Source organism: Enterobacter cloacae complex sp. HYC042_NIDB (assembly GCF_056673315.1).
In genome coordinates this window covers 334,722-359,162 of the sequence record NZ_CP109650.1, presented here as the reverse complement: position 1 = coordinate 359,162, position 24,441 = coordinate 334,722, and the positions used below count along the sequence as shown (strand labels likewise).

Here is a 24,441-nt window from a genome sequence, read left to right as displayed (position 1 = left end):
TAAAAAACAGGAGAACAGGGATGAAAGTGACCTTCGAAGAGTTGAAAGCGGCGTTCAATCGGGTTCTGCTCGATCGCGGCATAAAAGTGGAGACTGCCGATGCCTGCGCAGAGATGTTTGCCCGCACCACCGAGTCCGGTGTCTACTCGCATGGCGTAAACCGCTTCCCGCGTTTTATTCAGCAACTGGATGCGGGCGACATCATCCCTGACGCCCAGCCACAACGGGTGACCTCATTGGGTGCCATCGAACAGTGGGATGCCCGACGCTCCATCGGCAACCTGACGGCGAAAAAGATGATGGATCGCGCCACCGAACTGGCATCCGACCACGGTATCGGCCTGGTGGCGCTGCGTAACGCCAACCACTGGATGCGCGGCGGCAGTTACGGCTGGCAGGCGGCTGAGAAAGGTTACATTGGAATTTGCTGGACCAACTCCATTGCAGTAATGCCTGCGTGGGGATCAAAAGAATGCTGCATCGGCACAAACCCGCTGATCGTCGCTATCCCGTCGAATCCCATCACCATGGTCGACATGTCGATGTCGATGTTCTCCTACGGCATGCTGGAAGTGAACCGCCTGGCCGGGCGCGAGTTGCCTGTAGATGGCGGCTTTGACGACGAGGGCAATCTCACCCGGGAGCCTGGCGTGATTGAGAAAAACCGCCGTATTCTGCCGATGGGCTACTGGAAAGGTTCAGGCTTATCCATCGTGCTCGACATGATCGCTACCCTGCTCTCTAACGGCTCTTCCGTCGCAGAAGTGACCCAGGACAACAGCGACGAATATGGCGTATCGCAGATCTTTATCGCTATTGAAGTGGATCGCCTGATCGACGGGCCAACCCGCGATGCCAAACTGCAACGCATCATGGACTTCATCACTACCGCCGAACGCGCTGATGAGAATGTTGCCGTTCGTTTGCCGGGACATGAATTCACGCGTCTGCAGGAAGAGAACCGTCGCAACGGCATAACCATTGACGACAGCGTATGGGCGAAAATCCAGTCTCTGTAAGGAGGGGATGATGATATTCGGACATATTTCGCAGCCCAATCCGTGTCGCCTGCCGCTGGCGATTGAAAAAGCGCTTCATTTTCTGCGCACCACGGATTTCACCACCCTGGAGCCAGGCGTAGTGGAAATTGAAGGCCGCACTATTTTTGCCCAGGTGCTCGACCTCACCACAAAGGAACAACACGAAAACCGTCCTGAAGTGCACCGCCGCTATCTGGATATTCAGTTTCTGGCCTGGGGTGAAGAGAAAATCGGTATCGCTATTGATACCGGCAATAACAAAATAAGCGAATCATTACTGGAACAGCGAGATATTATTTTTTATCACGACAGCGAAAATGAGTCGTTTATAGAAATGGTACCTGGCAGTTATGCCATATTTTTCCCGCAGGATGTTCATCGTCCTGCCTGTATTAAAAACAAGGAAGCGGTAATTCGTAAAATTGTGGTGAAAGTGGCAATTAGCGAATTATTGTAATTTTCTGACGAATACAGGAACGCGAAATGACCAACACCGGTTTTATTATTGGTGCGTACCCCTGCGCACCCTCGTTTCACCAGAAAGGGGAACAAGAAGAACAATCCTTCTGGCGGGAACTTTCCGACACACCGTACATACGAGGGCTGGAACAACCTTGCCTGGAAAACCTTCATCCTTTCGGTGACGAGTGGCTGTTCCGTCATACGCCGGACGAGTGGCAAATCGTGGTCACGGCGGTGATGGAAACCATGCGCCGTCGTGGCACGAACGGCGCTTTTGGTCTGGCATCAGCAGACGAAGAACAACGTAAAGCATGCGTTGAATTTTACCGGCATCTGCACCAGAAAATTGACGCTGTAAATGTGCGTTTTCCGGGAAAAGTCATAGCCCTGGAGATGCAGGCGGCGCCGCAGGCCGGGAATGCATCCGTCGAACAGGCCACCGAGGCATTCTCCCGCTCAATCCGCGAAATTGTGAGCTGGAACTGGTCCTGCGATCTGGTGCTGGAACACTGCGATGCCATGACCGGACCTGCACCGCGTAAAGGTTTTTTACCCTTAGAACAGGTGCTGGAGGTGGTAAACGGAACCGACATCAGCGTCTGCATCAACTGGGCACGGTCGGCCATTGAAGGCCGTAATTCCACCGTTCCGCTTGAACACGTTCAGGCCGCATGTAAAGCCGGAAAATTGGGCGCGCTGATGTTCTCTGGCACCACCACACGCGGCGAATATGGCGAGTGGCAGGATCTGCACGCGCCGTTTTCTTCGTTCTGTGCCGACAGTTTAATGACGACTGAACAGGCTACATCACTCTTTACTGCGGCGAGCGCCGCAACATTGAAATTCTCCGGTATTAAATTACTGGAAATAAATGCTAATGCTGATGTCAGCCATCGCATCGCCATTTTGCGTGACGGCATTAGCGCTATGAATAAAGCGACACAATAAAAATAAAAACATATTCCGATTACATTCACAGAGACATTAACTATGAATATTTCAACGAATGCTCTACATGCGGATATTCCGCGCCAGCGCTGGCTAAGAATCATTCCACCTATTCTTATCGCCTGCATTATTTCTTACATGGACCGCGTAAATATCGCCTTTGCGATGCCCGGAGGTATGGATGAAGAACTGGGTATTTCCGCCACCATGGCAGGCCTGGCAGGCGGGATCTTCTTTATCGGCTATCTGTTCCTGCAGGTTCCGGGCGGCAAGATTGCTGTTCATGGTAGCGGCAAGAAGTTTATCGGTTGGTCCCTGGTCGCCTGGGCAGTCATCTCAGTCCTGACCGGTATTGTCACCAACCAGTATCAGTTGCTGGTGCTGCGCTTCTTACTCGGCGTGGCGGAAGGCGGGATGCTGCCCGTTGTGTTAACGATGATAAGCAACTGGTTCCCGGATGCCGAACGTGGCCGCGCCAACGCGATTGTGATCATGTTCGTGCCGATTGCCGGGATCATCACCGCGCCACTTTCTGGCTGGATTATTACCGCGCTCGACTGGCGCTGGCTTTTTATCATTGAAGGTTTGATGTCCATAGTGGTGCTGGTGCTGTGGGCGTTCACCGTTTACGACCGTCCGCAGGAAGCCCGCTGGATCTCAGAGGCCGAGAAAAACTATCTGGTGCAAACGCTGGCCGCTGAACAGCAAGCCATCGCCGGAAAAGAGGTGAAAAATGCCTCATTGAGTGCCGTGCTTTCCGATAAAACCATGTGGCAATTAATCGCCCTGAACTTCTTCTACCAGACCGGGATTTACGGTTATACCCTTTGGCTGCCCACCATCCTGAAAGAGCTGACGCACACCAGCATCGGCCAGGTCGGGGTGCTCGCCATTCTGCCTTACATCGGTGCCATTGCGGGGATGTTCCTGTTCTCTACGCTTTCTGACCGCACCGGCAAGCGCAAGCTGTTTGTCTCCCTGCCGCTGATTGGCTTCGCACTTTGCATGTTCCTCTCCGTGGCGCTGAAGGCAAACACCTGGCTGGCCTATGCCGCGTTGGTCGGCTGCGGATTCTTCCTGCAGTCCGCCGCTGGGGTGTTCTGGACGATTCCTGCACGTCTGTTTAGCGCCGAAATGGCAGGCGGTGCGCGCGGTGTGATCAATGCGCTTGGTAACCTCGGCGGATTCTGCGGCCCTTATGCGGTAGGCGTACTGATAACGCTGTACAGCAAAGATGCGGGAGTTTACTGCCTGGCGATTTCTCTGGCACTGGCTGCGCTGCTGGCACTGCTGTTACCAGCGAAATGTGATGCCGGAGCAGAACCCAATCCCACGGTGAATCCGCATAAACGTGCGGCCTGATGCCCTCACCCAACCCACTAAACCGAACCGTAGGCCGGGTAAGCGAAGCGCCACCCGGCGAATAAGTGAGATGAAGATGAGTGAAAAAGAGCCCTTCTGGCTGGGTATCGATTGTGGCGGTACTTATCTGAAAGCCGGGTTATACAACCGCCAGGGAAAGGAAATGTGTATCGAACGTCGCTCGGTGGCCACGCTCAGCCCACGCGCAGGCTATGCGGAGCGGGATATGCACCAGCTCTGGCAGCACTGCCACGCTACCGTCGCCACGCTGCTCAAACGTTCAGGCGTAGACGGAGAGCAGATCAAAGGCGTCGGCATTTCTGCTCAGGGCAAAGGACTGTTTCTACTCGATAAACAGGATCGGCCCCTGGGCAACGCCATGCTCTCTTCTGACCGCCGGGCGCTGGAGATTGTGCAACGCTGGCAGCAGGACGGCATTCCAGAAAAACTCTATTCGCATACGCGCCAGACGCTGTGGACCGGGCATCCGGCCTCGCTTCTGCGCTGGGTAAAAGAGAATGAGCCCCAGCGCTTCGAGAAAATTGGCTGCGTGATGATGGCGCACGATTATCTTCGCTGGTGCCTCACCGGCACCAAAGCCTGCGAAGAGAGCAACATTTCGGAGTCCAATCTCTACAATATGAATACCGGCCAGTACAACCCACAGCTCACACGCTGGCTCGGTATCAGCGAAATTGACGGCGCCCTGCCGCCGATTGTCGGTTCAGCAGAAATTTGCGGGGAAATCACCGCTCAGGCAGCCGCCCTGACCGGTCTCGCGGCGGGTACGCCCGTCGTTGGTGGACTGTTTGACGTGGTTTCCACCGCGATCTGCGCCGGCCTACACGACGAACACACGTTGAATGCCGTAATGGGCACCTGGGCCGTCTCCAGCGGGATTGCGCATGGCATCCGCGACAGCGAGCCGTTCCCCTACGTCTATGGCCGCTACGTTCATCCGCAGCAGTACATCGTTCACGAAGCTAGTCCGACTTCCTCCGGCAATCTTGAGTGGCTCACCGCCCAGTGGGGCGATATGTCATTCGATGAAATCAACCATGCCGTCGCTGGTCTGCCAAAAGCCGGAAGCGATCTGATTTTCCTGCCATTCCTCTACGGCAGCAACGCGGGTCTGGAGATGACCAGCGGTTTCTACGGCATGCAGGCGCTACACACCCGCGCGCACCTGCTGCAGGCGGTTTACGAAGGCGTGGTATTCAGCCACATGACCCATCTTAACCGCATGCTTGAGCGCTTTACCGAGGTGCAGGCACTGCGCGTCACGGGTGGCCCGGCCCATTCGGACGTGTGGATGCAGATGCTTGCGGACGTCAGCGGTCTGACAATTCAATTACCCAAGGTAGAAGAGACTGGCTGTTCCGGTGCCGCGCTGGCCGCACTGGTCGGTACAGGCATCTATCCCGATTTCCACACGGCGCAACGCGCCCTTAAACATGACATCCGGGTGATTGAACCCGACATGAATGCCCATGCGGCCTATCAACGCAAATATCACCGCTATCAGTTACTGATTTCAGCATTACAGGGCTATCACGCCCAGGTTAAGGAGCACGACCTATGAGCCGACCATTACTGCAGCTGGCGCTCGATCACACCTCACTTCAGGCCGCGCAGCGCGATGTTGCCCTGCTTGTGGATCACGTCGATATCGTCGAAGCCGGTACCCTTTTATGTCTGACCGAAGGACTAAGCGCCGTCCGCGCGCTGCGCAAACAGTGCCCGGAGAAAATTATCGTGGCGGACTGGAAAGTGGCCGATGCCGGGGAGACGCTGGCAGAACAGGCGTTTGGCGCGGGCGCGAACTGGATGACCATTATCTGCGCCGCTCCGCTGGCCACCGTTGAGCGAGGGCACGAGGTGGCACTGCGCTGCGGAGGAGAAATCCAGATAGAGCTCTTTGGTAACTGGACGCTGGACGACGCGCGCGCATGGCAACGTATCGGCGTAAAACAGGCGATATACCACCGGGGAAGAGACGCGCAGGCCAGCGGTCAGCAGTGGGGTGAGACGGATCTCGCCAGAATGAAAGTCCTCTCAGATATCGGTTTACAGCTTTCGATTACCGGCGGCATCACGCCTGCCGATCTCCCCCTGTTTAAGCAAATCAACGTCAAAGCGTTTATCGCCGGGCGCGCGCTGGCGGGCGCGGATAATCCGCCTCAGGTGGCACAGGCATTCCATTCGCAAATCCGCGATATCTGGGGAGCGTAACCATGCGTCAGCATCCGTTAGGTATTTATGAAAAAGCGCTGCCGAAAGATCTCTCCTGGCCGGAACGCCTGGTCCTGGCGAAGAGCTGCGGATTCGATTTCGTTGAGATGTCGGTTGATGAAACCGACGAGCGTTTATCGCGCCTTGAGTGGAGTACCACGCAGCGCGCCTCTCTGGTTGAAGCGATGCTGGAAACCGGAGTGTCTATCCCTTCTATGTGCTTGTCTGCCCACCGTCGTTTCCCGTTTGGCAGCCGCGACGAAACGGTGCGCCAGCGCGCCCGTGAGATCATGACCAAAGCCATCAGGCTGGCACGCGACTTAGGTATTCGCACCATTCAGCTTGCGGGTTATGACGTCTATTACGAAGAGCACGATGAAGGTACTCAACAACGTTTTGCCGAAGGACTGGCATGGGCCGTCGAGCAGGCCGCCGCCGCACAGGTGATGCTGGCGGTCGAGATCATGGATACCGCATTTATGAATTCCATCAGCAAGTGGAAAAAGTGGGACAGCATGCTCGCCTCGCCGTGGTTCAGCGTTTACCCGGACGTTGGCAACCTGAGCGCGTGGGGTAACGACGTTACCGCCGAGCTGACGCTGGGCATTGACCGCATTGCGGCTATTCACCTGAAAGATACCCAACCCGTTACCGCGCAAAGCCCCGGACAGTTCCGCGATGTACCGTTTGGCGATGGCTGCGTCGATTTTGTCGGCGTGTTTAACACGCTGAATAAGCTGAACTATCGCGGCGCGTTTCTGATTGAAATGTGGACCGAAAAAGCCAAAGAGCCGGTGCTGGAGATTATCCAGGCACGCCGCTGGATTGAAGCCCGTATGCAGGAAGGAGGCATGACATGTTAGAACAACTCAAAACCGAGGTACTGGCGGCAAACCTGGCGCTGCCAGCCCACCAGCTGGTGACCTTTACCTGGGGCAATGTCAGCGCAATAGATCGCGAAAGCGGCATGATGGTCATCAAGCCGTCCGGCGTGGAGTACGACGTGATGACGGCGGAGGATATGGTGGTGGTGAACATTGCCACCGGCCTGGTGGTCGAAGGCAGTAAAAAACCCTCCTCTGACACACCAACCCATCTGGCACTGTATCGCCGTTATCCGGAGATTGGCGGCATCGTACATACCCATTCCCGCCACGCCACCATCTGGTCGCAGGCGGGACAGGATTTACCCGCCTGGGGCACGACGCACGCAGACTATTTCTACGGAGCGATCCCCTGCACGCGGCTGATGACCACGGCAGAAATTGCCGGGGAATACGAATACCAGACGGGCGAAGTGATCATTAAAACCTTCGAGGAGCGCGATCTCAGCCCAATGCAGGTCCCGGCGGTACTGGTTCATTCCCACGGCCCGTTCGCCTGGGGCAAAGACGCTGCCGATGCGGTCCACAATGCCGTCGTGCTGGAAGAGTGCGCCTATATGGGCCTGTTCTCACGCCAGCTCGCACCACAGTTACCGGCTATGCAGCAGGCGCTGCTGGACAAGCATTATCTGCGCAAGCACGGGGCGAATGCCTATTACGGGCAGTAATCAACCGGAATTAATATGCTCCTTACAGTACCGCCGTTTCCAGACGGCGGGGGTTAACCCGGTATGCTTCGAGAATATCTGCCGGAAATATCCCACGTCGTTAAAGCCGCAGCGCGCTGCGACCTCGGTTAATGACGCAGCGTCGTTGAGCAGGAGTTTTTCCGCCGCCCTGACGCGCTGGCGATGTATCGCCTCCGTCAGGGTTAAATGGAAAGTCCGGCGAAAGACGCGCCCGAGATAATCTGCATTACAGTGCAACGCTTTTGCCAGCTGCGAGGTGGATATCGGTAAATGAAACTGCGTGCGAATAAGCTGTTTTGCCTTCCATGCCATCGCCGCGCCGGCCTGATCTGCGCTGTCTTCATATCCTGAAGAGTTCGACACCTGCTGTAAAATCAATAATAAAATCATCTCCAGCGCCAGGCTACGCCGTAATTTCTCCTGCTCGCTGAGGAATTGACGAAAGAGCGCAATCACATATTCCGCATCCCTTACGCGGCAGTGTTGTTCTATTGCCAGAGGAGCAGCGTTGGGTAACGTTGGGTCTTGCGGCTCCACCTCAAAATGCAGCCAGTAAAAGCGCAGGTCCGCCGGGAAATCCTCCACGCCCACATGCCGACGCTGCGGCCAGAGCAATAAACTCTCTCCCGCATTAACATCAAAAACATGATTTTCTTCCTGGATCGTTAAAGTCCCTTTTTCGACAAAAATAATCTCCCACGATGTTAATTTTCGCGCAGGGTGGCGGCCCACTCCGCGGGAGATAAATAGCCCGCCATTTTGAACCTTAACCGGAAGCGCTATGGATAATTCGAGCATGGATATTCACCATTCCGCTTTTATTGTCGTTAATATTCGACTTACCCGTTGATTATTAATCAATATTAAAATATCTGTCCGATCGGAATCACATTTTTATCATCAGGTCGGAATCGTCACCTTTTTATACTTTTCCCTTCCCTTGTTGGCCTTTCCGTTCGATGCAGAATAAAGAGGTACCCAGCATAAATACGATAATAAATTCGATCTCCGAGGAGTTACTTCATGACTTCCACACCGATTACAGACGCAGACGCTGCAAAACAGAAAGTCGATGACCGGCTGTCCGTCCGCGAGAAAATGGGCTACGGCCTGGGCGATGCGGGCGGCACGGTGATTACCTGCCTGATCATGAACTTTCTGACCTTTTTCTATACCGATGTATTTGGTCTCACCCCTGCGCTGGTGGGCACGCTGTTTATTGCCCTTCGCGTGTTTGACGCCATTTCCGATCCGGTGATGGGCGTCATTGCTGACCGCACGCAGAGCCGCTGGGGCCGATTTCGTCCCTGGCAGCTGTGGGTCGCCGTCCCGATAGGCATTATCGGGGTAATGACCTTCACCGTTCCGGAAGCCAGCATGGGCGTGAAAATCGCCTGGGCGTTCGGCACCTATTTGCTGTTATCCGTGGGCTATACCGCCATCAACGTGCCCTACTGCGCGCTGATTAACACCATGACCACCCGCCACAACGAGGTGATCGCCTGCCAGTCCTGGCGCTTTGTGCTGTGCGGCGTGGCGGGCTTTCTGGTCTCCGTTGGCCTGCCGTGGCTGGTAGCGGAGCTGGGTGAGGGCGATGCCGCGAAGGGTTATCAACTGGGCGTTGGCGTGCTGTGCGCTATCGCCGTGGTGATGTTCTTGTGCTGCTTCTTCTGGGTTCGCGAACGCGTTCCGCTGGCGCTGATGGGCAAATTCACCCTGCGCGAGCACCTGGCGGGCCTGCGTAAAAACGATCAGCTGCTGCTGATGTTGTTGATGTCGTTTCTGCTGATCAACGTCTTCAACATTCGCGGCGGTGGATATATGTACTTTATCACCTACGTGCTTCAGGGCAGCACGGCGTACACCTCGCTGTTTTTCACCATGGTGACCTTTGCCGCTATTCTGGGCGCGGTGATCGTCAGCCCGCTGTCGCGCCGTATTGATACCGTCAAACTCTACTACTACACCAACCTGGTGCTCGCTGCGCTTGCGGTGGGCATGTGGTTTCTGCCGGGTGGCCCGGCGCACCAGACGCTATGGCTGATCGTCATTTTAAGCAACGGCGTGATCCTGGGCTTCACCCTGCCGCTGCACTTCTCGCTAATGGCCTTTGCCGATGACTACGGCGAGTGGAAAACCGGCGTGCGTTCGTCGGGCATGAACTTCGCCTTCAACCTGTTTTTCATCAAGCTTGCGTGGGCGTCCAGCGCCGGGATTATCAGCCTGGTGTTTATTGCCGTGGCCTATCAGCCAGGCGCGGGCAACCAGACGCCAGCCTCACTGCAGGGCATCACCGCCATGGAGACGCTGCTGCCTGCCCTTTTCCACCTGCTGCTGGCGGTCGCTATCCGCTGGTGCAGGCTTAATAACCCAATGATGTCGCGCATTTCCACCGACCTGCGCCAGCGTCACGTACCGTCCTGAGGAGAACGCTATGTCCATAATGGAACCCGACCTGCACCAGCTGAAAATCAACGATCCGTTTCTCGGGCAATATCAACGGCTGGTCCGTGACGTGGTGATCCCTTACCAGTGGGATGCGCTTAACGACCGCGTGGCGGAGGCCGAACCCAGCCACGCCATCGCTAACTTCCGCATCGCGGCCGAGCTGGAACAGGGGGAGTTTTACGGGATGGTGTTTCAGGACAGCGACGTGGCGAAATGGCTCGAAGCCGTGGCGTGGTCGCTGTGCCAGAAGCCGGATGCAGCACTGGAAAAAACCGCCGACGAGGTGATTGAGCTGGTCGCGGCGGCGCAGTGTGAAGATGGCTACCTCAACACCTACTTTACGGTAAAAGCCCCCGAGGAACGCTGGACGAATCTGGCCGAATGCCACGAGCTGTACTGCGCCGGGCATATGATTGAAGCGGGCGTGGCGTACTTCCAGGGAACCGGAAAACGTCGCCTGCTGGACGTGGTGTGCAGGCTGGCGGACCATATCGACAGCGTGTTTGGCCCGGGAGAAACACAGCTACACGGTTACCCTGGTCACCCGGAAATCGAGCTGGCGCTGATGCGGCTGTACGACGTCACGCAGGAGCCGCGTTATCTCAATCTGGTGAAATACTTTATCGAAGAACGCGGCGCGCAGCCTCACTTCTACGATAGCGAATACGAGAAGCGCGGCAAAACATCTTACTGGAACACCTATGGTCCGGCGTGGATGGTCAAGGACAAAGCCTACAGCCAGGCGCATCTGCCCCTTGCGGAACAGCAAACGGCCATCGGCCATGCCGTGCGTTTCGTCTATCTGATGGCGGGCATGGCGCATCTGGCGCGCCTGAGCAACGACGAGGGGAAACGTCAGGACTGTCTGCGTTTGTGGAACAACATGGCGCAGCGCCAGCTGTACATTACCGGCGGGATTGGCTCGCAGAGCAGCGGGGAGGCGTTCAGCAGCGATTACGATCTGCCCAACGATACGGTGTACGCCGAAAGCTGCGCCTCAATCGGCCTGATGATGTTCGCCCGCCGGATGCTGGAGATGGAGGCAGACGGCCACTACGCCGACGTGATGGAACGCGCGCTGTACAACACGGTGCTGGGCGGGATGGCGCTGGACGGTAAGCATTTCTTTTATGTCAATCCACTGGAAGTGCATCCGAAAACGCTGGCCTTTAACCATATCTATGACCACGTGAAGCCGGTGCGTCAGCGCTGGTTCGGCTGCGCCTGCTGCCCGCCGAATATCGCCCGCGTGCTGACCTCGCTGGGGCACTACATTTATACCGTTCGCCCGGATGCGCTGCTGATAAACCTGTACGTGGGGAACGACGTCGCCATTCCGGTGGGCGATAACACCCTACAGCTGCGCATTAGCGGTAACTATCCGTGGCAGGAGCAGGTGAAGATCGAAATCACCTCGTCGGTTCCGGTCACCCACACGCTGGCACTCAGGCTGCCGGACTGGTGCGCGGAGCCTGCCGTTTCGCTGAATGGCGAAGCCATTACCGGTGAAGCGTCACGCGGATATCTCTACCTCTCCCGCTGCTGGCAGGAAGGCGACAACCTGACCCTGACGCTACCGATGCCGGTCCGCCGCGTGTACGGTAACCCCCAGGTGCGCCAGCAGGCGGGTAAAGTCGCGCTACAGCGCGGGCCGCTGGTTTACTGCCTGGAAGAAGCTGATAACGGCGCCAACCTGCATAACCTCTCCTTGCCCCGAGATAGCGAGTTCCGGGTGTATGAAGGCAAAGGCATTTTCGCGCATAAGATGCTGATACAGACAGAAGGGATTGGGTGTCACATGAAGGAAACGGATGCGTTGTGGCAGTACGACCGCTCGCCGGTACAGCGTCAGCCCCGTACGTTGACCTTTATTCCGTGGTTTAGCTGGGCTAACCGGGGAGAAGGGGAAATGCGGATATGGGTGGATGAAGCATAAATAAGGGTAATACTAATTTTCATAATATATAATATTTTTATCGAGCTCGGTGATGCCGAGCTCTGTGATTTATTATCAATCGAAAGACAATGTGATCTAACCCTCGGTATTGTTTTTTTTGGTGTCCATCATCTCAGCATACCATTGTCTAGTACACATTTTAGTGTTATTCCATAAAGACACACAGCTAAAAATAAGGATATCCCATGGAATTCACTGAAAGATTAAATGCCTTATCAAATAAAATAAAACAACAAATTGATGTAATAAATACTGAAGAAGGAACAAAAACTGCATTTGTAATGCCATTCATTCATAATGTCCTGGGCTACGATGTTTTTGATCCTTCAGAGGTAACACCTGAATTTGTCTGTGATATTGGCACAAAAAAAGGAGAAAAAATCGATTACGCCATAATGAAAAACAATGACGTACAAATACTTATTGAATGTAAAAAAATTGGCGAACCATTAAATATAAATCATGCGTCGCAGTTATTCAGATATTTTCACGTAACAAACGCAAGGATTTCAATTCTTACCAATGGTCAAAATTATAAATTTTTCACTGACCTTGACGCACCAAACAAAATGGACGAAAAACCATTTTTGGAAGTCGATCTACTTGATATTGACGAAAATATAATACCTGAATTAAAGAAACTAACTAAATCTTCATTTGATCTCGAATCAATTATCAATGCTGCTGGTGAGTTAAAATATGTTAGCCAAATCAAAAAAATCCTTCACTCTCAGCTTAATAATCCCGAAGATGATTTTGTGAAATTTTTTGCATCCAGGGTTTATGATGGAATTCTGACGCAAAAAGTCAGAGATTCATTTTTAAATTTAACTAAAAAGGCTGCAAGTCAGTACATAAATGATCAAGTTAATGAGCGACTTAAGTCTGCCATTACGGGTATAACCCCAGCGATTACCGAAACATCAAATGAGCCATCGCATATTGAAGAAGATGACCATAAAGATGAAAGCGATGTGATAACAACGCTAGAGGAACTTGAGGGATATCATATTGTTAAAGCAATTACCAGAGCAGTACTAGAGGCACCACGTATCACTCACAGAGATACCAAAAGCTATTTTGGCATTCTTGTGGATGATAACAACCGCAAACCAATATGCCGATTGCATTTTAATCGTACGCAAAAATACATCGGACTTTTCGACATAGAAAAAAACGAAACACGTCACCCTATATCGACAGTCGATGATATCTATTCCTTTGCAGATATCCTTAAAGCAACGGCGGCTCTATATAATTAATTTTTACCCAGGCAGCACGCGACGTGCTGCCTCAGCCAGAAATGCGCTTCGATTACCGAACTGAGGATGCTCGCTAACAAAGGAATCAATCTTTACCAGCAAACGTCGAGGCATCGTGATGTTGATACGCTCGGCTCTGCCGTCAAACTGCTTCATATTAATATCCACCAGCAACCATTGCCCGCCCGTGAAGTCGTCAGGGTGATTTTCAAGGTGCACTTCGACATTCCCCGGAAGAGGCAATGCTTCATCCATTTCAAACAGCGCTTCGAAGTGCGCGGTGAGCGCCTCACGTGCATCCTGAAAAGCGTCGTCCAGGGAATCACCCGCAAAAAAACAGCCTGGAACGTCAGGAAAAAAGCCGCTGGCGCTACCGTCGGTGTCAGAATGAATGTAAGCCGGATAAAACATAACTACTCCTGATATCAGTGTTTAATTCCCGCCTGCCGCCATATCTGCGCGAGCGTGCCCGGTTTAATATCCTTCTTAGGATGTGGGACAGTAACCAGCCCTTTCTGTTCGGGATGGCGAAACTGATGATGGCTTCCTTTCGTTCTGACACATTTCCAGCCGTGGCCGATCAGAACGGTAATGACATCCGCACTTTTCACATCCCAGCCCTTCCATGATTATACACATGATACACACCATTGCTATCGGGTCGAATCACATTAGCGCATAAGGAACATCAGTGCAGCCGTGTTTTGGCGGAACAGGAAGAAGCATCGAGAAATGAAAAAGGAATACGTTGTATTGCAGATAAAAATGCAGGCAAGATCGTAGGCCGGGCAAGGCAACACCGTCGCCCGGCTTTACCCCATCAGAAGCGCCAGGTCAGGCCGGTCATTAGCGTGAAGCTATCATCGCGGTCGATCATCGGGCTGTTCTTCACGTCATCAGGCAACACGGTGTAGACCGCGCTGGCGTTGAGGTACAGCTTCTGGGTTAACTGATATTTAGCTACCAGACCAACGTAGGGCGTCCAGCTGTCGCCGGCGGTGTATTGATCCAGACCTGAGCGGCGTGACTCGCTGCCGGATACGCCGTAGTAGTAGTCGTTATAGCTCTCGTCGCTGTAAAAAACACCGACAGAAGGCGTCAGGGTCAAACGCTCCATCCTGATTGGACGGAAGTAGGATACCTCGCCCACCACGCCGCCGCTTTCATCCGTGGCATCGCCTGAGACCGCCACTTTCAGAGAACCCCAGCTTTCGTGGCGGTAGTACGCACCGCCGAGGAACGCAGAGGCTTTACGCTCATCAAGCTGCTTCATCTGGTGGTCGTCGTTATCATCCGGATCAAAATGCAGCGGCATCCAGGATGCGGTCAGGCTGAGTTCATTTTTTGCGTCTTTCCACAGGATCCATCCGCCCGTGGTCTGGCGAACATAGAAGCGATCGCCCTCATAGCTAATTAACGGCACCGCGGTGGTATTTTCGTTATAGCCTTTATAAGGAGACTCATTAAATACGGCCCCCGCGCCAAGTGAAAAATCACCGGCCATTGCAGAAGAGGTTGCAAATAACGTGGCAGCAATCAGTAAATTGTATTTAATAGTCATGTGAAGTAATCCATTTATACGCCAAATAAGCGGGGCGAATAATAATGGTTACAAATTTGCCGGTGCAACGCTGCAGTTTATATAATATTATATATAAAACCATATAGATGGGTGCGCATGATGAATAAATTACAGCTAAAGCCACGCGAGTTAAAAATAATCTCCGTCATCGCAGCCACCCACAGCATTGGTGATGCCGCCGCCCTGCTGGGCATGGCGCAGGCCAATGTCAGTAAATATCTCTCGGATTTTGAAACGCGGGTTGGGCTTAAGGTTTTTGAGCGCACGACCCGCCAGCTCGCTCTGACGCAGTTCGGTGAGGCGTTGCTTCCCTATGTCGACGCCACGCTGGACAAAAACACGCAACTTATTAATTTCATTGCCGATTATAAGCATGAAAAGCGTGGAAAAGTCACGATTTACGCCCCAACGGGCATTGTGACCTATCTCGCGCGCCACGTGATCCACCAGATAAAGGACATCGGGGACATTCGTATTTCCCTGAAAACCTACAACCTGGACCGCAACGAATATTCAGAAGGTGTGTCCTTCCCGGATGACTGTGATATTTTAATTACCTATGCTCAGCCAAAAGATGAAAGTCTGGTCGCCAGCGTGTTAGCAAAATATTCCGTCACTGCATTCGCAACCCAGGAATATTTAAATAAACATCCTTTAACCGGACCTGAAGATTTAAGTAATCACTCCTGTATTCTGATCGACTCCATGCTGGTCGATGATGCCAACATCTGGCGTTTTCGCATGCATGGCAGTGATGATGTGCATGATTATCGGGTAACCGGAAACTATATTTGCGACAATACCCAGACGGCACTGGAGCTGGCAAGAAATAATCTTGGCATTGTGTTCGCGCCGAAAGAAAGCCTGAAGAAAGAATTAACGCAAGGCACGCTGGTCCCCTGTTTCCCGCATCAGGAAGAGTGGTGGCTCGATCTGACCGCCATCTTCCGCAAGCGCGAATATCAGCCCTGGCGCGTACAATATGTTCTGGATGGTGTCCTCAACTGCCTGCGCCAGCAAATTGCTCAGGCCGTCCATGGACGGCCTGAGCTGGGCGATTAGAACAGCCCCAGCGGTTTATCGGAGTAGCTGACAAGCAGACATTTCGTCTGCTGGTAATGCTCCAGCATCATCTTGTGCGTTTCACGCCCGATGCCCGACTGCTTATACCCGCCAAATGCCGCGTGAGCCGGATAGGCGTGGTAGCAGTTGGTCCATACGCGCCCGGCCTGTATACCCCTGCCCATTTTATAGGCCAGATTACCGTTACGGCTCCAGACTCCCGCCCCCAGGCCATACGGCGTGTCGTTGGCAATCTCCAGCGCCTCCTCCATCGTTTTGAAGGTAGTCACCGCCAGCACCGGTCCGAAAATCTCCTCCTGGAAGACGCGCATGTTGTTCTGCCCGAACAGGATCGTCGGCTCAAGGTAATACCCTTCCTGCAGATCCCCGCCGAGCACCTTACGGCGACCGCCGGTCAGGATATCCGCCCCTTCCTTCTTGCCGATATCGATGTAGTTGAGGATAGTCTCCAGCTGGCCATGCGAGACCTGCGCCCCCATCTGCGTAACATTATCGAGCGGGTTACCACTGCGGATAGACTCGACGCGGCGAATGGCCCGCTCCATAAAGCGCTCGTAGATGGACTCCTGCACCAGCGCGCGGCTTGGGCAGGTGCAGACTTCGCCCTGGTTAAAGGCAAACAGCGCAAACCCTTCCAGCGCCTTGTCGAAGAAAGCGTCCTCTTCCTCCATCACGTCCGCGAAGAAGATGTTCGGGGACTTCCCGCCCAGCTCCAGGGTCACCGGAATGATGTTTTGCGTGGCGTACTGCATAATCTGCTGGCCCACTTCCGTCGACCCGGTAAACGCCACTTTAGCGATCCGTTTTGAGGTGGCCAGATATTCCCCTATCTCACCGCCCGCGCCGTTCACCACGTTAATCACCCCCGGCGGCAGAAGATCGGCAACAATTTCCATCAGCAGCAGGACAGAGAGCGGGGTTAAACGCGCCGGTTTAAGCACAATGCAGTTCCCGGCGGCCAGCGCGGGCGCCATTTTCCAGCTCGCCATCAGCAGCGGGAAGTTCCACGGAATAATTTGCCCGACGACCCCCAGCGGCTCGTGGAAGTGGTACGCCACGGTGTCGCTATCTACCTCGCTTATTCCGCCCTCCTGCGCGCGAATACAGGAGGCAAAATAGCGGAAGTGGTCGATAGCCAGCGGCACGTCTGCCGCCATCGTTTCCCGGATCGGCTTGCCGTTATCCCAGGTTTCCGCCGTCGCCAGCAGCTCCAGGTTCTGCTCCATCCGGTCGGCGATTTTGAACAAAATGGCCGCGCGCTCCTGAACGGAGGTATGGCCCCATTTATCTTTCGCTTTGTGCGCCGCATCCAGCGCCAAATCGATATCCCGCTTGCCGGAACTGGCAATCTCGCACAGCGGCTGGCCGGTAACGGGCGTCAGGTTGGAATAATATTCGCCGTCGACGGGGGCCACCCAGTCGCCGCCGATAAAATTGTCATAACGGGGCTTCAGCTTGAGGGGAAAACCATACTCGCCGGGCTGGATACGCGAAGAGGGAGGATTGTTTGTCATGACCGTCTCCTTGCTGTTGGTGTACAACAAGGGTAGTCCCGGCTGGCGGTTTTCTCGCCAGTGGGTGACGGGTTTACGAGCCGTATCACGGATTACCGTACTTTACGTTTCGTTTCTGCCACTGAGCCATACTTAACAGCTCAAGGGCTCATGAGGAACGATGCGATGCAGCTGTTTATCGGTTTTGACGTAGGCGGAACCCACATCAAACACGGCGTGATTGATGAAAATGGCAAGGAGCTGACGACGGACGAGTACGATACTCCTGAGGATAAAAACACCTTCAAAAAGAAGTGGAAAGCGGTAGTTGAAGCGTATCAGGACGAACACGACATCGTCGGTATCGGCGTGAGCTTTCCCGGCCATATTAACCACCACAGCGGCGAAGCGGCAAAAGCGGGCGCGCTCGACTATCTCGACGGCGAAAACCTGTGCGAACTCTTCGCCGGGCTAACCGATCTTCCCGTCACCGTGGAAAACGACGCCAACTGTGCGGCGCTGGGCGAGCGCTGGCAGGGCGCGGGTAAGGACTATGAGCATTTCGTCTGCATCACCATCGGCACGGGCATCGGTGGCGGGATTGTGATGGAAGGCGATCTTTATCGCGGGTCGCATTACCGCGCCGGCGAATTTGGCGTGCTGCCCGTGGGTAATAACGGCGAACCCATGCATGACGTGGCGTCGGCCAGCGGCCTGATGAAAGCCTGCCGCCGCGCGCTGGCCGTATCAGAAGAAGAGATGCCTGACGGCGAGGAGCTGTTTAAACGCATGGAGAGCGACGTGCATCTGCGTGAGGCCATTGAGGAGTGGGCCCATTGCCTCTCGCGCGGCGTTTACAGCGTAATCTCGATGTTCGATCCACAGGCAGTGCTGATTGGCGGCGGGGTAAGCGAGCAGGAGAAAATCTATCTCCTGCTCGATAAGTACCTGCAGCGATTCGAGGAGTGGGAGGCGCTCAAGGTGCCCATTCTGCCCTGCGAGCTGGGTAACCAGGCGGGAAGGCTGGGCGCGGTATGGCTGGCTAAGCAAAAACTCTCCCGCCGCACGTAGCGCTCAGGGGAACAACTGCGCGTCGCGAAGCAGATGGTCATTACCCCGGCGACGCGTAAAACCGATGCGGTTGAAATATTCCAGGATCTGGATCGCCAGCTTGCGGCCAACGTTCAGCCGGTCGCGGAAATCGGCTGCGCAGGTGGAGCCGCGCGCCTGATCCAGTTCGCGGATCAGGTTAGCAAACGCCACAATGCGATCGTTACGGTAATAACGATCTTTCACGATCGCGACTATCAGCCCCTGCTGCGCCGCATGGCGCAATACCTGGCGCATTACCTGCTCGTCGGTGTTCGTTTCACGCGCCAGATCGCGAACCCACCAGGGTTCATCGCCAAACAGCGAGGCCACTTTTTGCCAGATTGCCTCCTGCTCTGCGGTGAACCCGGCTTTGTGATCCGGCAGATGCAGCCAGCCGTGATGGCTTTTAATCACCCCGCTTTCGCGCATGTTTTCAATCAGCAGCAGCACCAGCGCATCGTCTTCCATCGGCAGCGCCATGCGTCGCAGGCGCTCACGACCAGGACCGGGTTCATCCTGATGCTGTTCATGGTAAGTGGCGAGCGTGTTCAGGATCTTACGCTGCCAGTTTGCCGCAACCGGCGCATCGAGCAGGCTGTTGCCGGCCTGAATAAAGCCCGGCTGTTGGGTCAGCTGATGCAACCCTTCGCCACTCAGCTGGCGTGCCCATGCAAAATCACTCAGGCTCACGGCCCCGCGCTCAAGATGAACCCGCAGCGCGGCGTTATCATCCTGAGCCTGCGCAAGCGCAGCCAGCCATTGCAGGTATTCAGGCTTACGCTTGCCGCGTCGCGGCGGGTTCAGCGTCACTACCCGCGCCCCGGCCAGCGTTTCCCGTGCGGAAATGTCCCGCAGTACCAGACGGTCGTTATCCGCCAGCCAGAGCGGCGAATCAAAAACCAGTTCGGCAAGATCGTTTTCCAGCAGGGACACGCGCCCGGTGATATGGCTGGCCGCGTGGTGAATATGCAGCGGCTGCCATTGGGTCAGCGGGACGTTTGTCTGCAGGGAGACGATGACGCGTTCAGACGGCTCGGGCGGGGCGTCGGCCAGCAGCCAGTCGCCGCGGTTAAGCTGCTCTTTTTCCGCATCCCCGGCAATGTTGAGCGCGATCCGCTGCCCGGCGTGGGCGTGCTCCGCAGGCTGATTTTGCGCATGTAAGCCGCGCACGCGCATCGGTTTATTAACGCCCGTCAGCCAGAGGCTATCGCCCACCTTCACTTCACCGCTTAACGCCGTACCGGTGACCACCAGCCCCGCGCCTTTGACGGTAAACGCCCGGTCAATCGCCAGACGGAAGCGGTGATGGCTGGCGTGGTCTCGCGACGAAAGCTGCTGCAAATGGTGGCGAAGTTTGCCGATACCGCGCCCTTCTGTCGCTACGGTGACAAAAAGCGGTGCATCGGCAAAACCATATTCCCGTAAGGTCGCCTGCACCGCTTCGCGCACCTCGCTGACGCGCGCGTCGTCAACGCGATCGGCTTTAGTCAGCGCCACGGTCAACTGCGGGTTGCCTGTCAGCTGGAGGATCGCCAGATGCTCACGGGTTTGCGCCATCACGCCGTCATCGCAGGCCACCACAAGCAGGGCATGATCGATGCCCCCCACGCCCGCCAGCATGTTGGAAAGAAATTTTTCATGCCCCGGAACATCAATAAAGCCCAGCACGCGGCCATCGGGCTGGGGCCAGTAGGCATAGCCCAGATCGATGGTCATGCCGCGCTTTTTCTCTTCCGGCAGACGATCGGCATTTATGCCGGTAATTGCCTGCAGTAACGTGGTTTTTCCGTGGTCGACGTGACCGGCGGTGGCAATAATCATTTCAACAACATCTCCAGAAATCGCTCTTCATCTTCAAGGCAGCGCAGATCCAGCCACATGCGGCCGTCGTAAATCCGTCCGATAACGGGCGTCGGCAGGCTACGCCAGCGCAACGACAGGGCCTCAAGGCGGCTACCGCGCCCGTCACGCGGGGTGAAGGTGAGCGCTTGACTCGGCAGCCTGTCCACCGGCAGCGAACCGCTGCCAATTTGCGACTGACAGGGCTCAATGCGAACGTCAAAATCGGGGTAGTGCGGGGCAACGCGCGGCAGCAGCCGTTCGGCCTGGGCGCGAATCGAGGCGGCATCCCGGCTTAACAGGCGCAGCGTGGGCAGGCGGTCAGCCAGTTTCTCCGGGTGGAGATAGAGGCGCAGCGTCGCCTCCAGCGCGGCAAGGGTCATTTTATCGGCCCGCAGGGCGCGCTTGAGCGGGTGCTGCTGCAGCTGCGCAATCAGCTCGCGCTTGCCGACGATAATTCCGGCCTGCGGCCCGCCCAGCAGTTTGTCGCCGGAAAAGCTGACCAGGCTCACGCCCGCCGCAATCATCTCTTGCGGCATCGGCTCTTCAGGCAGCCCGTACTGGCTGAGATCCACCAGCGAACCGCTGCCGAGATCGGCAATCACCGGAATATTCAGCTCACCCCCAATCGCCGCCAGCTCGGCCTCTTCAACCGTTTTGGTGAAGCCTTCAATATGATAATTGCTGGTGTGGACCTTCATCAGCAGGGCGGTGTTTTCATTCACCGCCGCGCGATAATCTTTCGCATGGGTACGGTTAGTCGTACCCACTTCATGCAGCGTGCAGCCCGCCTGGCGCATCACGTCCGGGATGCGAAACGCCCCGCCAATCTCCACCAGCTCGCCGCGGGACACCACCACCTCTCTGCCGCTCGCGGTCGCCGCCAACATCAGCAGCACCGCCGCCGCGTTGTTATTAACAATGCAGGCATCTTCCGCACCGGTTAGCTGGCAGAGCAGATCCGCCAGCGCGCGATCGCGATGCCCGCGCCCGGCGCCGTCCAGATCGTACTCCAGCGTCACCGGCGAGCGCATGGCCTGCACGACCGCAGCCACCGCCTCTTCCGCCTGCTGGGCGCGTCCCAGGTTGGTGTGCAGCACGGTCCCCGTCAGGTTGACCACCGGGCGTAACGCGCTTTGCGCCTTCTCACCCAGCCGATACTCAACTTCCTGCTCCCACGCTGCGCACCAGTCGGGCAAGGCGTTTTCGGCCTGGATATGGCCTCGGGCTTCATCCTGAAGCAGACGTAACATCTCCACCGTCGCGGTATGGCCGAAGCGCTCAACGGCAGCGTGAATGCGGGGCTCGCGAAGAAGTCGGTCGGTCGCGGGGATCTGGCTGTACAGCGAATGATGAGTAGTCATGAAAGCGCCTGGCGAGTAAATATCTTCCCCCCTCCCGACGGGAGAGGGAGTTAACATGTGGAGGGATTGTACCGCCTCCGACGCCGAAGTGTTATAACCCGCGTCAAGCCTTTGGCGGTTCGGTGCGGGCAAAGCTCTCGCGGCTAAAGAGTGTTTCTGCGAGTTTCACCAGCAGCGGACGGTCAACGCACCAGCCAGGGGACACCCGGCGGAAGTTGAGATAGCCGATGGCGCAGGCGATGGCGATGGTTGCCAGGTCCAGGCTGTCGGTGTGGATCTTGCCCTCCCGGATAAGCTTTTCACACATATCCAGACTGCGGCTGATTTTTTCCCGCTGGCGCAGCAGCTCGCTTTCTGACTGCTGGGCGGCGGGCCTTGCCTGCTCGCGAACGGAGGTGAGTGCTGCATCCATAATGCCGTCGGCCAGGGCTTCAATTTGCTTCACCGCCAGCGCCGCTTTAGGGTCAGACGGCAGCATTGCCGGGGCGATGCCCAGCAGCTCGATATACTCCGCAATAATGGGGGAATCGAACCAGTATTCGCCCTCGTCCGTCACCAGCGCCGGAACTTTCCCCAGCGGGTTATACTGCGCGACGCCGTTTTCGGCGTTGTAGGGCTGTTCATTAACGAATTCAAATTCAATCCCTTTCTCCAACAGGAGAATCGAGATTTTTCGCACGAAGGGACTGGTGTAGCTACCGATGAGTTTCATTGCCTGATCCTTGATGCCGGGAAAAAGTCAGTATGGATCAAGCGATGAAAAAAGGGCAGTTATGCGTGTCGCATTCCCGCCCCGGAAGGATTAGTGATCGAGATAGAGGTAGTGCATCCAGCTGGTCATACGCAGCAGCACTTTACGCATCACCGAGACGTGGGCGAAATGATCCGAATAGACCGCCACCTGGGCATAAATACCGTCCGGCAAAGCATCGACGTCGGCGTTAGGCTCCAGTTCAATCAGCGCCTGTACCCCATCCGTACCCGGCGCAACGGTCAGTGCCTGCAAGGCACCCTGCGCCTGATACGACCCGCCCGGCACTACCGGCAGAACGCTGGTGAGCTTACCGGTGAAAACCTGGCCCGGCAGCGCGTTAAATACCACTTCCGCTTCATCGCCCGGCTTCAGACGCAGCAGCGAGTTCTGACGGAACTGGGCCACAATCTGGCGCTTCTGTTCAGGAATGAAGACCATCACCGGGCGCAGCGGCAGCGCGGCGGCATAGGTTCCCGGACGAATCAGCACCTGGGTGATATAGCCATTGCTCGGCGCGCGCACCACGGTCTGATCGAGGTTGTATTTTGCTTCAGCAAGCTGGGCGCGTAACGAGGCAATCTGCGACTGCTCGCCGTTCACCATGCTGTCCAGCTGGCTTTGAATCTGCGTCTGCTCAGCAACGGAGCCTTTCACCATGGCATCCTGCGCCAGATAGTTCTGCCGCGCGTTATCAATATCGCTTTCAGAGAACGGATTCACCTTCGCCTGGCTGCCTTTGAGGTAGCGCTGATAATCTTTATATAGTCGATCGCGCTCAGCGGAGACGCGTGTCGTATTGGCAACCGCTTCCGAAAGCTGCGCTTTCAGAGTGTCGATATTGTGCGTCGCGGTCACCAGGTCCGCCTTCAGTCTGTCGACGCGCGCCTGATAGCGGCCCGGATCCAGTTTAAATAACACTTCGCCTTTTTTAATGAGCTGGTTATTTTTATCGGTCACTTCAGTAACCACCCCCGTGACCTGCGGCGTAATCGGAATGGAAATTACCGCTTTTTGCGCCGTAAAGGTATACGGATGGTTATAGTTCATTAGTAGAATGAGTCCGGCAACAATAAACACCCCGCCTAACGTCGCGGTAGCAAGCGTCCACTGATTTACCGGAATACGGAATATTTTAAAGATTGCCCAGGCAAATGCCACATAGGTTAGAATAATCAACAGATCCATGATTAGCGCTCCAGCGTGTTTTTATCATCAGAGGGCTGAACCGCTGCCAGCTTGTGTTCTAACTCGGCCACGCGTTTGGCCAGCGCATTCATCCCCGGAACCTCATCAGGCTTAGTAATGTGGTTCTGCATGCCCCAGCCGCGATCTTCGCGGTACAGCGTGGCCCAAATCCACAGGAACGGCCAGATGGCATGGAGCGTAAACAGGCTGATCCAGCCTGCCGTATGAATAGCATCGGCATGGGGATGATTACGCTTTTTAGCCATATTATAGGGGATGTCATGGATGGCGATGATTCCGTAAAAAAGAACCAGAAATACAAAAATCAATACGCCCAGCGCGAAATAGTTGAGAAACATAGTCTCCTCACTTAAACAACGTCAACTCATTACATTAATAAAACAGCACGCAGCCTAATTAATTTATTTTTAAATTTAAAAGGCACACTGATTATTTCAGAGCCGGGGAGTATCGGTTTTTATAATATCTCCACGCAAGTTTATAAGCGTGTCAAAATATATCCTGAATAATAATATACTCAACCTTACATTATGAGCGTAATTCAGGTTTCAACTTTCCGCCATACTACATATGAAAACTGTTTTATTAGCTTTCCGTGTTACTCGAGGCCGTCCTGACGCCGATCGCAGTCGGAGAAATCCGCATAAAAATATTTTGTGAAATCAGTCACAATCCGGAAACAAACACGCAAAAACAAAATGTGACATCAATCACATAAAGAGGTGGTTTTTGCTCTATTTTTCG

The 24,441-nt window shown here is 55.1% G+C and carries 23 protein-coding genes; 13 read left to right on the top strand and 10 right to left on the bottom strand.

Features of this window, described 5'->3' with window-relative positions; translation table 11 throughout:
* Positions 1 to 20: 20 nt before the first annotated feature.
* The 8 genes from yiaK (at position 21) to araD (ending at position 7,596) form a co-directional block, all read left to right on the top strand.
* Positions 21 to 1,019, top strand: a complete 999-nt coding sequence (gene yiaK / locus OKF39_RS01720) for a 3-dehydro-L-gulonate 2-dehydrogenase (protein WP_041911626.1) — start codon at positions 21 to 23, stop codon at positions 1,017 to 1,019.
* Between the two features lie 10 nt (positions 1,020 to 1,029).
* The gene (locus OKF39_RS01715) at positions 1,030 to 1,497 is read left to right on the top strand and encodes a YhcH/YjgK/YiaL family protein (protein ID WP_479983786.1); all 468 of its coding nucleotides are present in this window, start codon (positions 1,030 to 1,032) and stop codon (positions 1,495 to 1,497) included.
* Between the two features lie 26 nt (positions 1,498 to 1,523).
* Positions 1,524 to 2,450 (top strand): DUF4862 family protein, encoded by a 927-nt coding sequence (locus OKF39_RS01710; RefSeq protein ID WP_045260032.1) that lies wholly within the window; start codon positions 1,524 to 1,526, stop codon positions 2,448 to 2,450.
* 42 nt (positions 2,451 to 2,492) lie between these two features.
* Positions 2,493 to 3,812 (top strand): MFS transporter, encoded by a 1,320-nt coding sequence (locus tag OKF39_RS01705; RefSeq protein WP_041911629.1) that lies wholly within the window; start codon positions 2,493 to 2,495, stop codon positions 3,810 to 3,812.
* Between the two features lie 76 nt (positions 3,813 to 3,888).
* On the top strand, positions 3,889 to 5,394 hold the full coding sequence (locus OKF39_RS01700) for an FGGY-family carbohydrate kinase (protein ID WP_479983424.1): 1,506 nt from the start codon (positions 3,889 to 3,891) through the stop codon (positions 5,392 to 5,394).
* Positions 5,391 to 6,044, top strand: a complete 654-nt coding sequence (gene ulaD / locus OKF39_RS01695) for a 3-keto-L-gulonate-6-phosphate decarboxylase UlaD (protein WP_227442205.1) — start codon at positions 5,391 to 5,393, stop codon at positions 6,042 to 6,044. The genes OKF39_RS01700 and ulaD overlap by 4 nt, the downstream gene beginning before the upstream one ends.
* 2 nt (positions 6,045 to 6,046) lie before the next feature.
* On the top strand, positions 6,047 to 6,907 hold the full coding sequence (locus tag OKF39_RS01690) for an L-ribulose-5-phosphate 3-epimerase (protein ID WP_045260035.1): 861 nt from the start codon (positions 6,047 to 6,049) through the stop codon (positions 6,905 to 6,907).
* Positions 6,901 to 7,596, top strand: a complete 696-nt coding sequence (araD, locus tag OKF39_RS01685; RefSeq protein ID WP_041911632.1) for an L-ribulose-5-phosphate 4-epimerase — start codon at positions 6,901 to 6,903, stop codon at positions 7,594 to 7,596. The genes OKF39_RS01690 and araD overlap by 7 nt, the downstream gene beginning before the upstream one ends.
* Here the strand turns inward: araD and OKF39_RS01680 are convergent, their stop codons facing one another.
* A complete protein-coding gene (locus OKF39_RS01680) occupies positions 7,597 to 8,415 on the bottom strand; it encodes a helix-turn-helix domain-containing protein (protein ID WP_045260037.1) in 819 nt (272 codons plus the stop codon). It abuts the gene before it with no gap.
* A gap of 225 nt (positions 8,416 to 8,640) precedes the next feature.
* Between OKF39_RS01680 and OKF39_RS01675 the strand changes: the two genes are divergently transcribed.
* The 3 genes from OKF39_RS01675 (at position 8,641) to OKF39_RS01665 (ending at position 13,284) form a co-directional block, all read left to right on the top strand.
* Complete coding sequence (locus tag OKF39_RS01675; RefSeq protein ID WP_479983423.1) at positions 8,641 to 10,041, top strand: MFS transporter; 1,401 nt, start codon at positions 8,641 to 8,643, stop codon at positions 10,039 to 10,041.
* Between the two features lie 10 nt (positions 10,042 to 10,051).
* A complete protein-coding gene (locus tag OKF39_RS01670; protein ID WP_479983422.1) occupies positions 10,052 to 12,001 on the top strand; it encodes a glycoside hydrolase family 127 protein in 1,950 nt (649 codons plus the stop codon).
* A gap of 206 nt (positions 12,002 to 12,207) precedes the next feature.
* Positions 12,208 to 13,284 carry a type I restriction endonuclease gene (locus tag OKF39_RS01665; protein ID WP_060572008.1) on the top strand — a complete coding sequence of 359 codons (1,077 nt, stop codon included), beginning with the start codon at positions 12,208 to 12,210 and terminating at the stop codon, positions 13,282 to 13,284.
* Positions 13,285 to 13,287: 3 nt separating this feature from the next.
* Here OKF39_RS01665 and OKF39_RS01660 read toward each other — a convergent pair whose 3' ends face one another.
* The 3 genes from OKF39_RS01660 to OKF39_RS01650 form a co-directional block, all read right to left on the bottom strand.
* Positions 13,288 to 13,695: a type II toxin-antitoxin system HicB family antitoxin gene (locus OKF39_RS01660; RefSeq protein WP_262804742.1), complete on the bottom strand. Its 408-nt coding sequence runs from the start codon at positions 13,693 to 13,695 to the stop codon at positions 13,288 to 13,290.
* Positions 13,696 to 13,709: 14 nt separating this feature from the next.
* On the bottom strand, positions 13,710 to 13,895 hold the full coding sequence (locus OKF39_RS01655; protein WP_041911637.1) for a type II toxin-antitoxin system HicA family toxin: 186 nt from the start codon (positions 13,893 to 13,895) through the stop codon (positions 13,710 to 13,712).
* A gap of 209 nt (positions 13,896 to 14,104) precedes the next feature.
* A complete protein-coding gene (locus OKF39_RS01650; RefSeq protein ID WP_136484601.1) occupies positions 14,105 to 14,845 on the bottom strand; it encodes a MipA/OmpV family protein in 741 nt (246 codons plus the stop codon).
* 117 nt (positions 14,846 to 14,962) lie between these two features.
* Here OKF39_RS01650 and OKF39_RS01645 point away from each other — a divergent pair, with 117 nt between their 5' ends.
* Positions 14,963 to 15,928 carry a LysR family transcriptional regulator gene (locus tag OKF39_RS01645; protein WP_063943256.1) on the top strand — a complete coding sequence of 322 codons (966 nt, stop codon included), beginning with the start codon at positions 14,963 to 14,965 and terminating at the stop codon, positions 15,926 to 15,928.
* On the opposite strand, the gene aldB is transcribed toward OKF39_RS01645, so the two are convergent.
* A complete protein-coding gene (gene aldB / locus OKF39_RS01640) occupies positions 15,925 to 17,463 on the bottom strand; it encodes an aldehyde dehydrogenase AldB (protein ID WP_041911639.1) in 1,539 nt (512 codons plus the stop codon). The two genes, OKF39_RS01645 and aldB, sit on opposite strands and share 4 nt — an antisense overlap.
* Before the next feature lie 165 nt (positions 17,464 to 17,628).
* Between aldB and OKF39_RS01635 the strand changes: the two genes are divergently transcribed.
* On the top strand, positions 17,629 to 18,513 hold the full coding sequence (locus tag OKF39_RS01635) for an ROK family protein (protein WP_028015053.1): 885 nt from the start codon (positions 17,629 to 17,631) through the stop codon (positions 18,511 to 18,513).
* 3 nt (positions 18,514 to 18,516) lie between these two features.
* On the opposite strand, the gene selB is transcribed toward OKF39_RS01635, so the two are convergent.
* From selB to OKF39_RS01610, 5 genes are all read right to left on the bottom strand, one after another.
* Positions 18,517 to 20,355: a selenocysteine-specific translation elongation factor gene (gene selB / locus OKF39_RS01630; RefSeq protein WP_150145136.1), complete on the bottom strand. Its 1,839-nt coding sequence runs from the start codon at positions 20,353 to 20,355 to the stop codon at positions 18,517 to 18,519.
* Complete coding sequence (selA, locus tag OKF39_RS01625; protein WP_150145135.1) at positions 20,352 to 21,737, bottom strand: L-seryl-tRNA(Sec) selenium transferase; 1,386 nt, start codon at positions 21,735 to 21,737, stop codon at positions 20,352 to 20,354. Before selA ends, selB begins: the two co-directional genes overlap by 4 nt.
* 103 nt (positions 21,738 to 21,840) lie before the next feature.
* The gene (locus tag OKF39_RS01620) at positions 21,841 to 22,449 is read right to left on the bottom strand and encodes a glutathione S-transferase (protein WP_045630259.1); all 609 of its coding nucleotides are present in this window, start codon (positions 22,447 to 22,449) and stop codon (positions 21,841 to 21,843) included.
* 90 nt (positions 22,450 to 22,539) lie between these two features.
* Positions 22,540 to 23,676 (bottom strand): HlyD family secretion protein, encoded by a 1,137-nt coding sequence (locus OKF39_RS01615; RefSeq protein ID WP_028015049.1) that lies wholly within the window; start codon positions 23,674 to 23,676, stop codon positions 22,540 to 22,542.
* Positions 23,677 to 23,678: 2 nt separating this feature from the next.
* The gene (locus OKF39_RS01610; protein ID WP_150145134.1) at positions 23,679 to 24,035 is read right to left on the bottom strand and encodes a DUF3302 domain-containing protein; all 357 of its coding nucleotides are present in this window, start codon (positions 24,033 to 24,035) and stop codon (positions 23,679 to 23,681) included.
* Positions 24,036 to 24,441 lie beyond the last annotated feature (406 nt).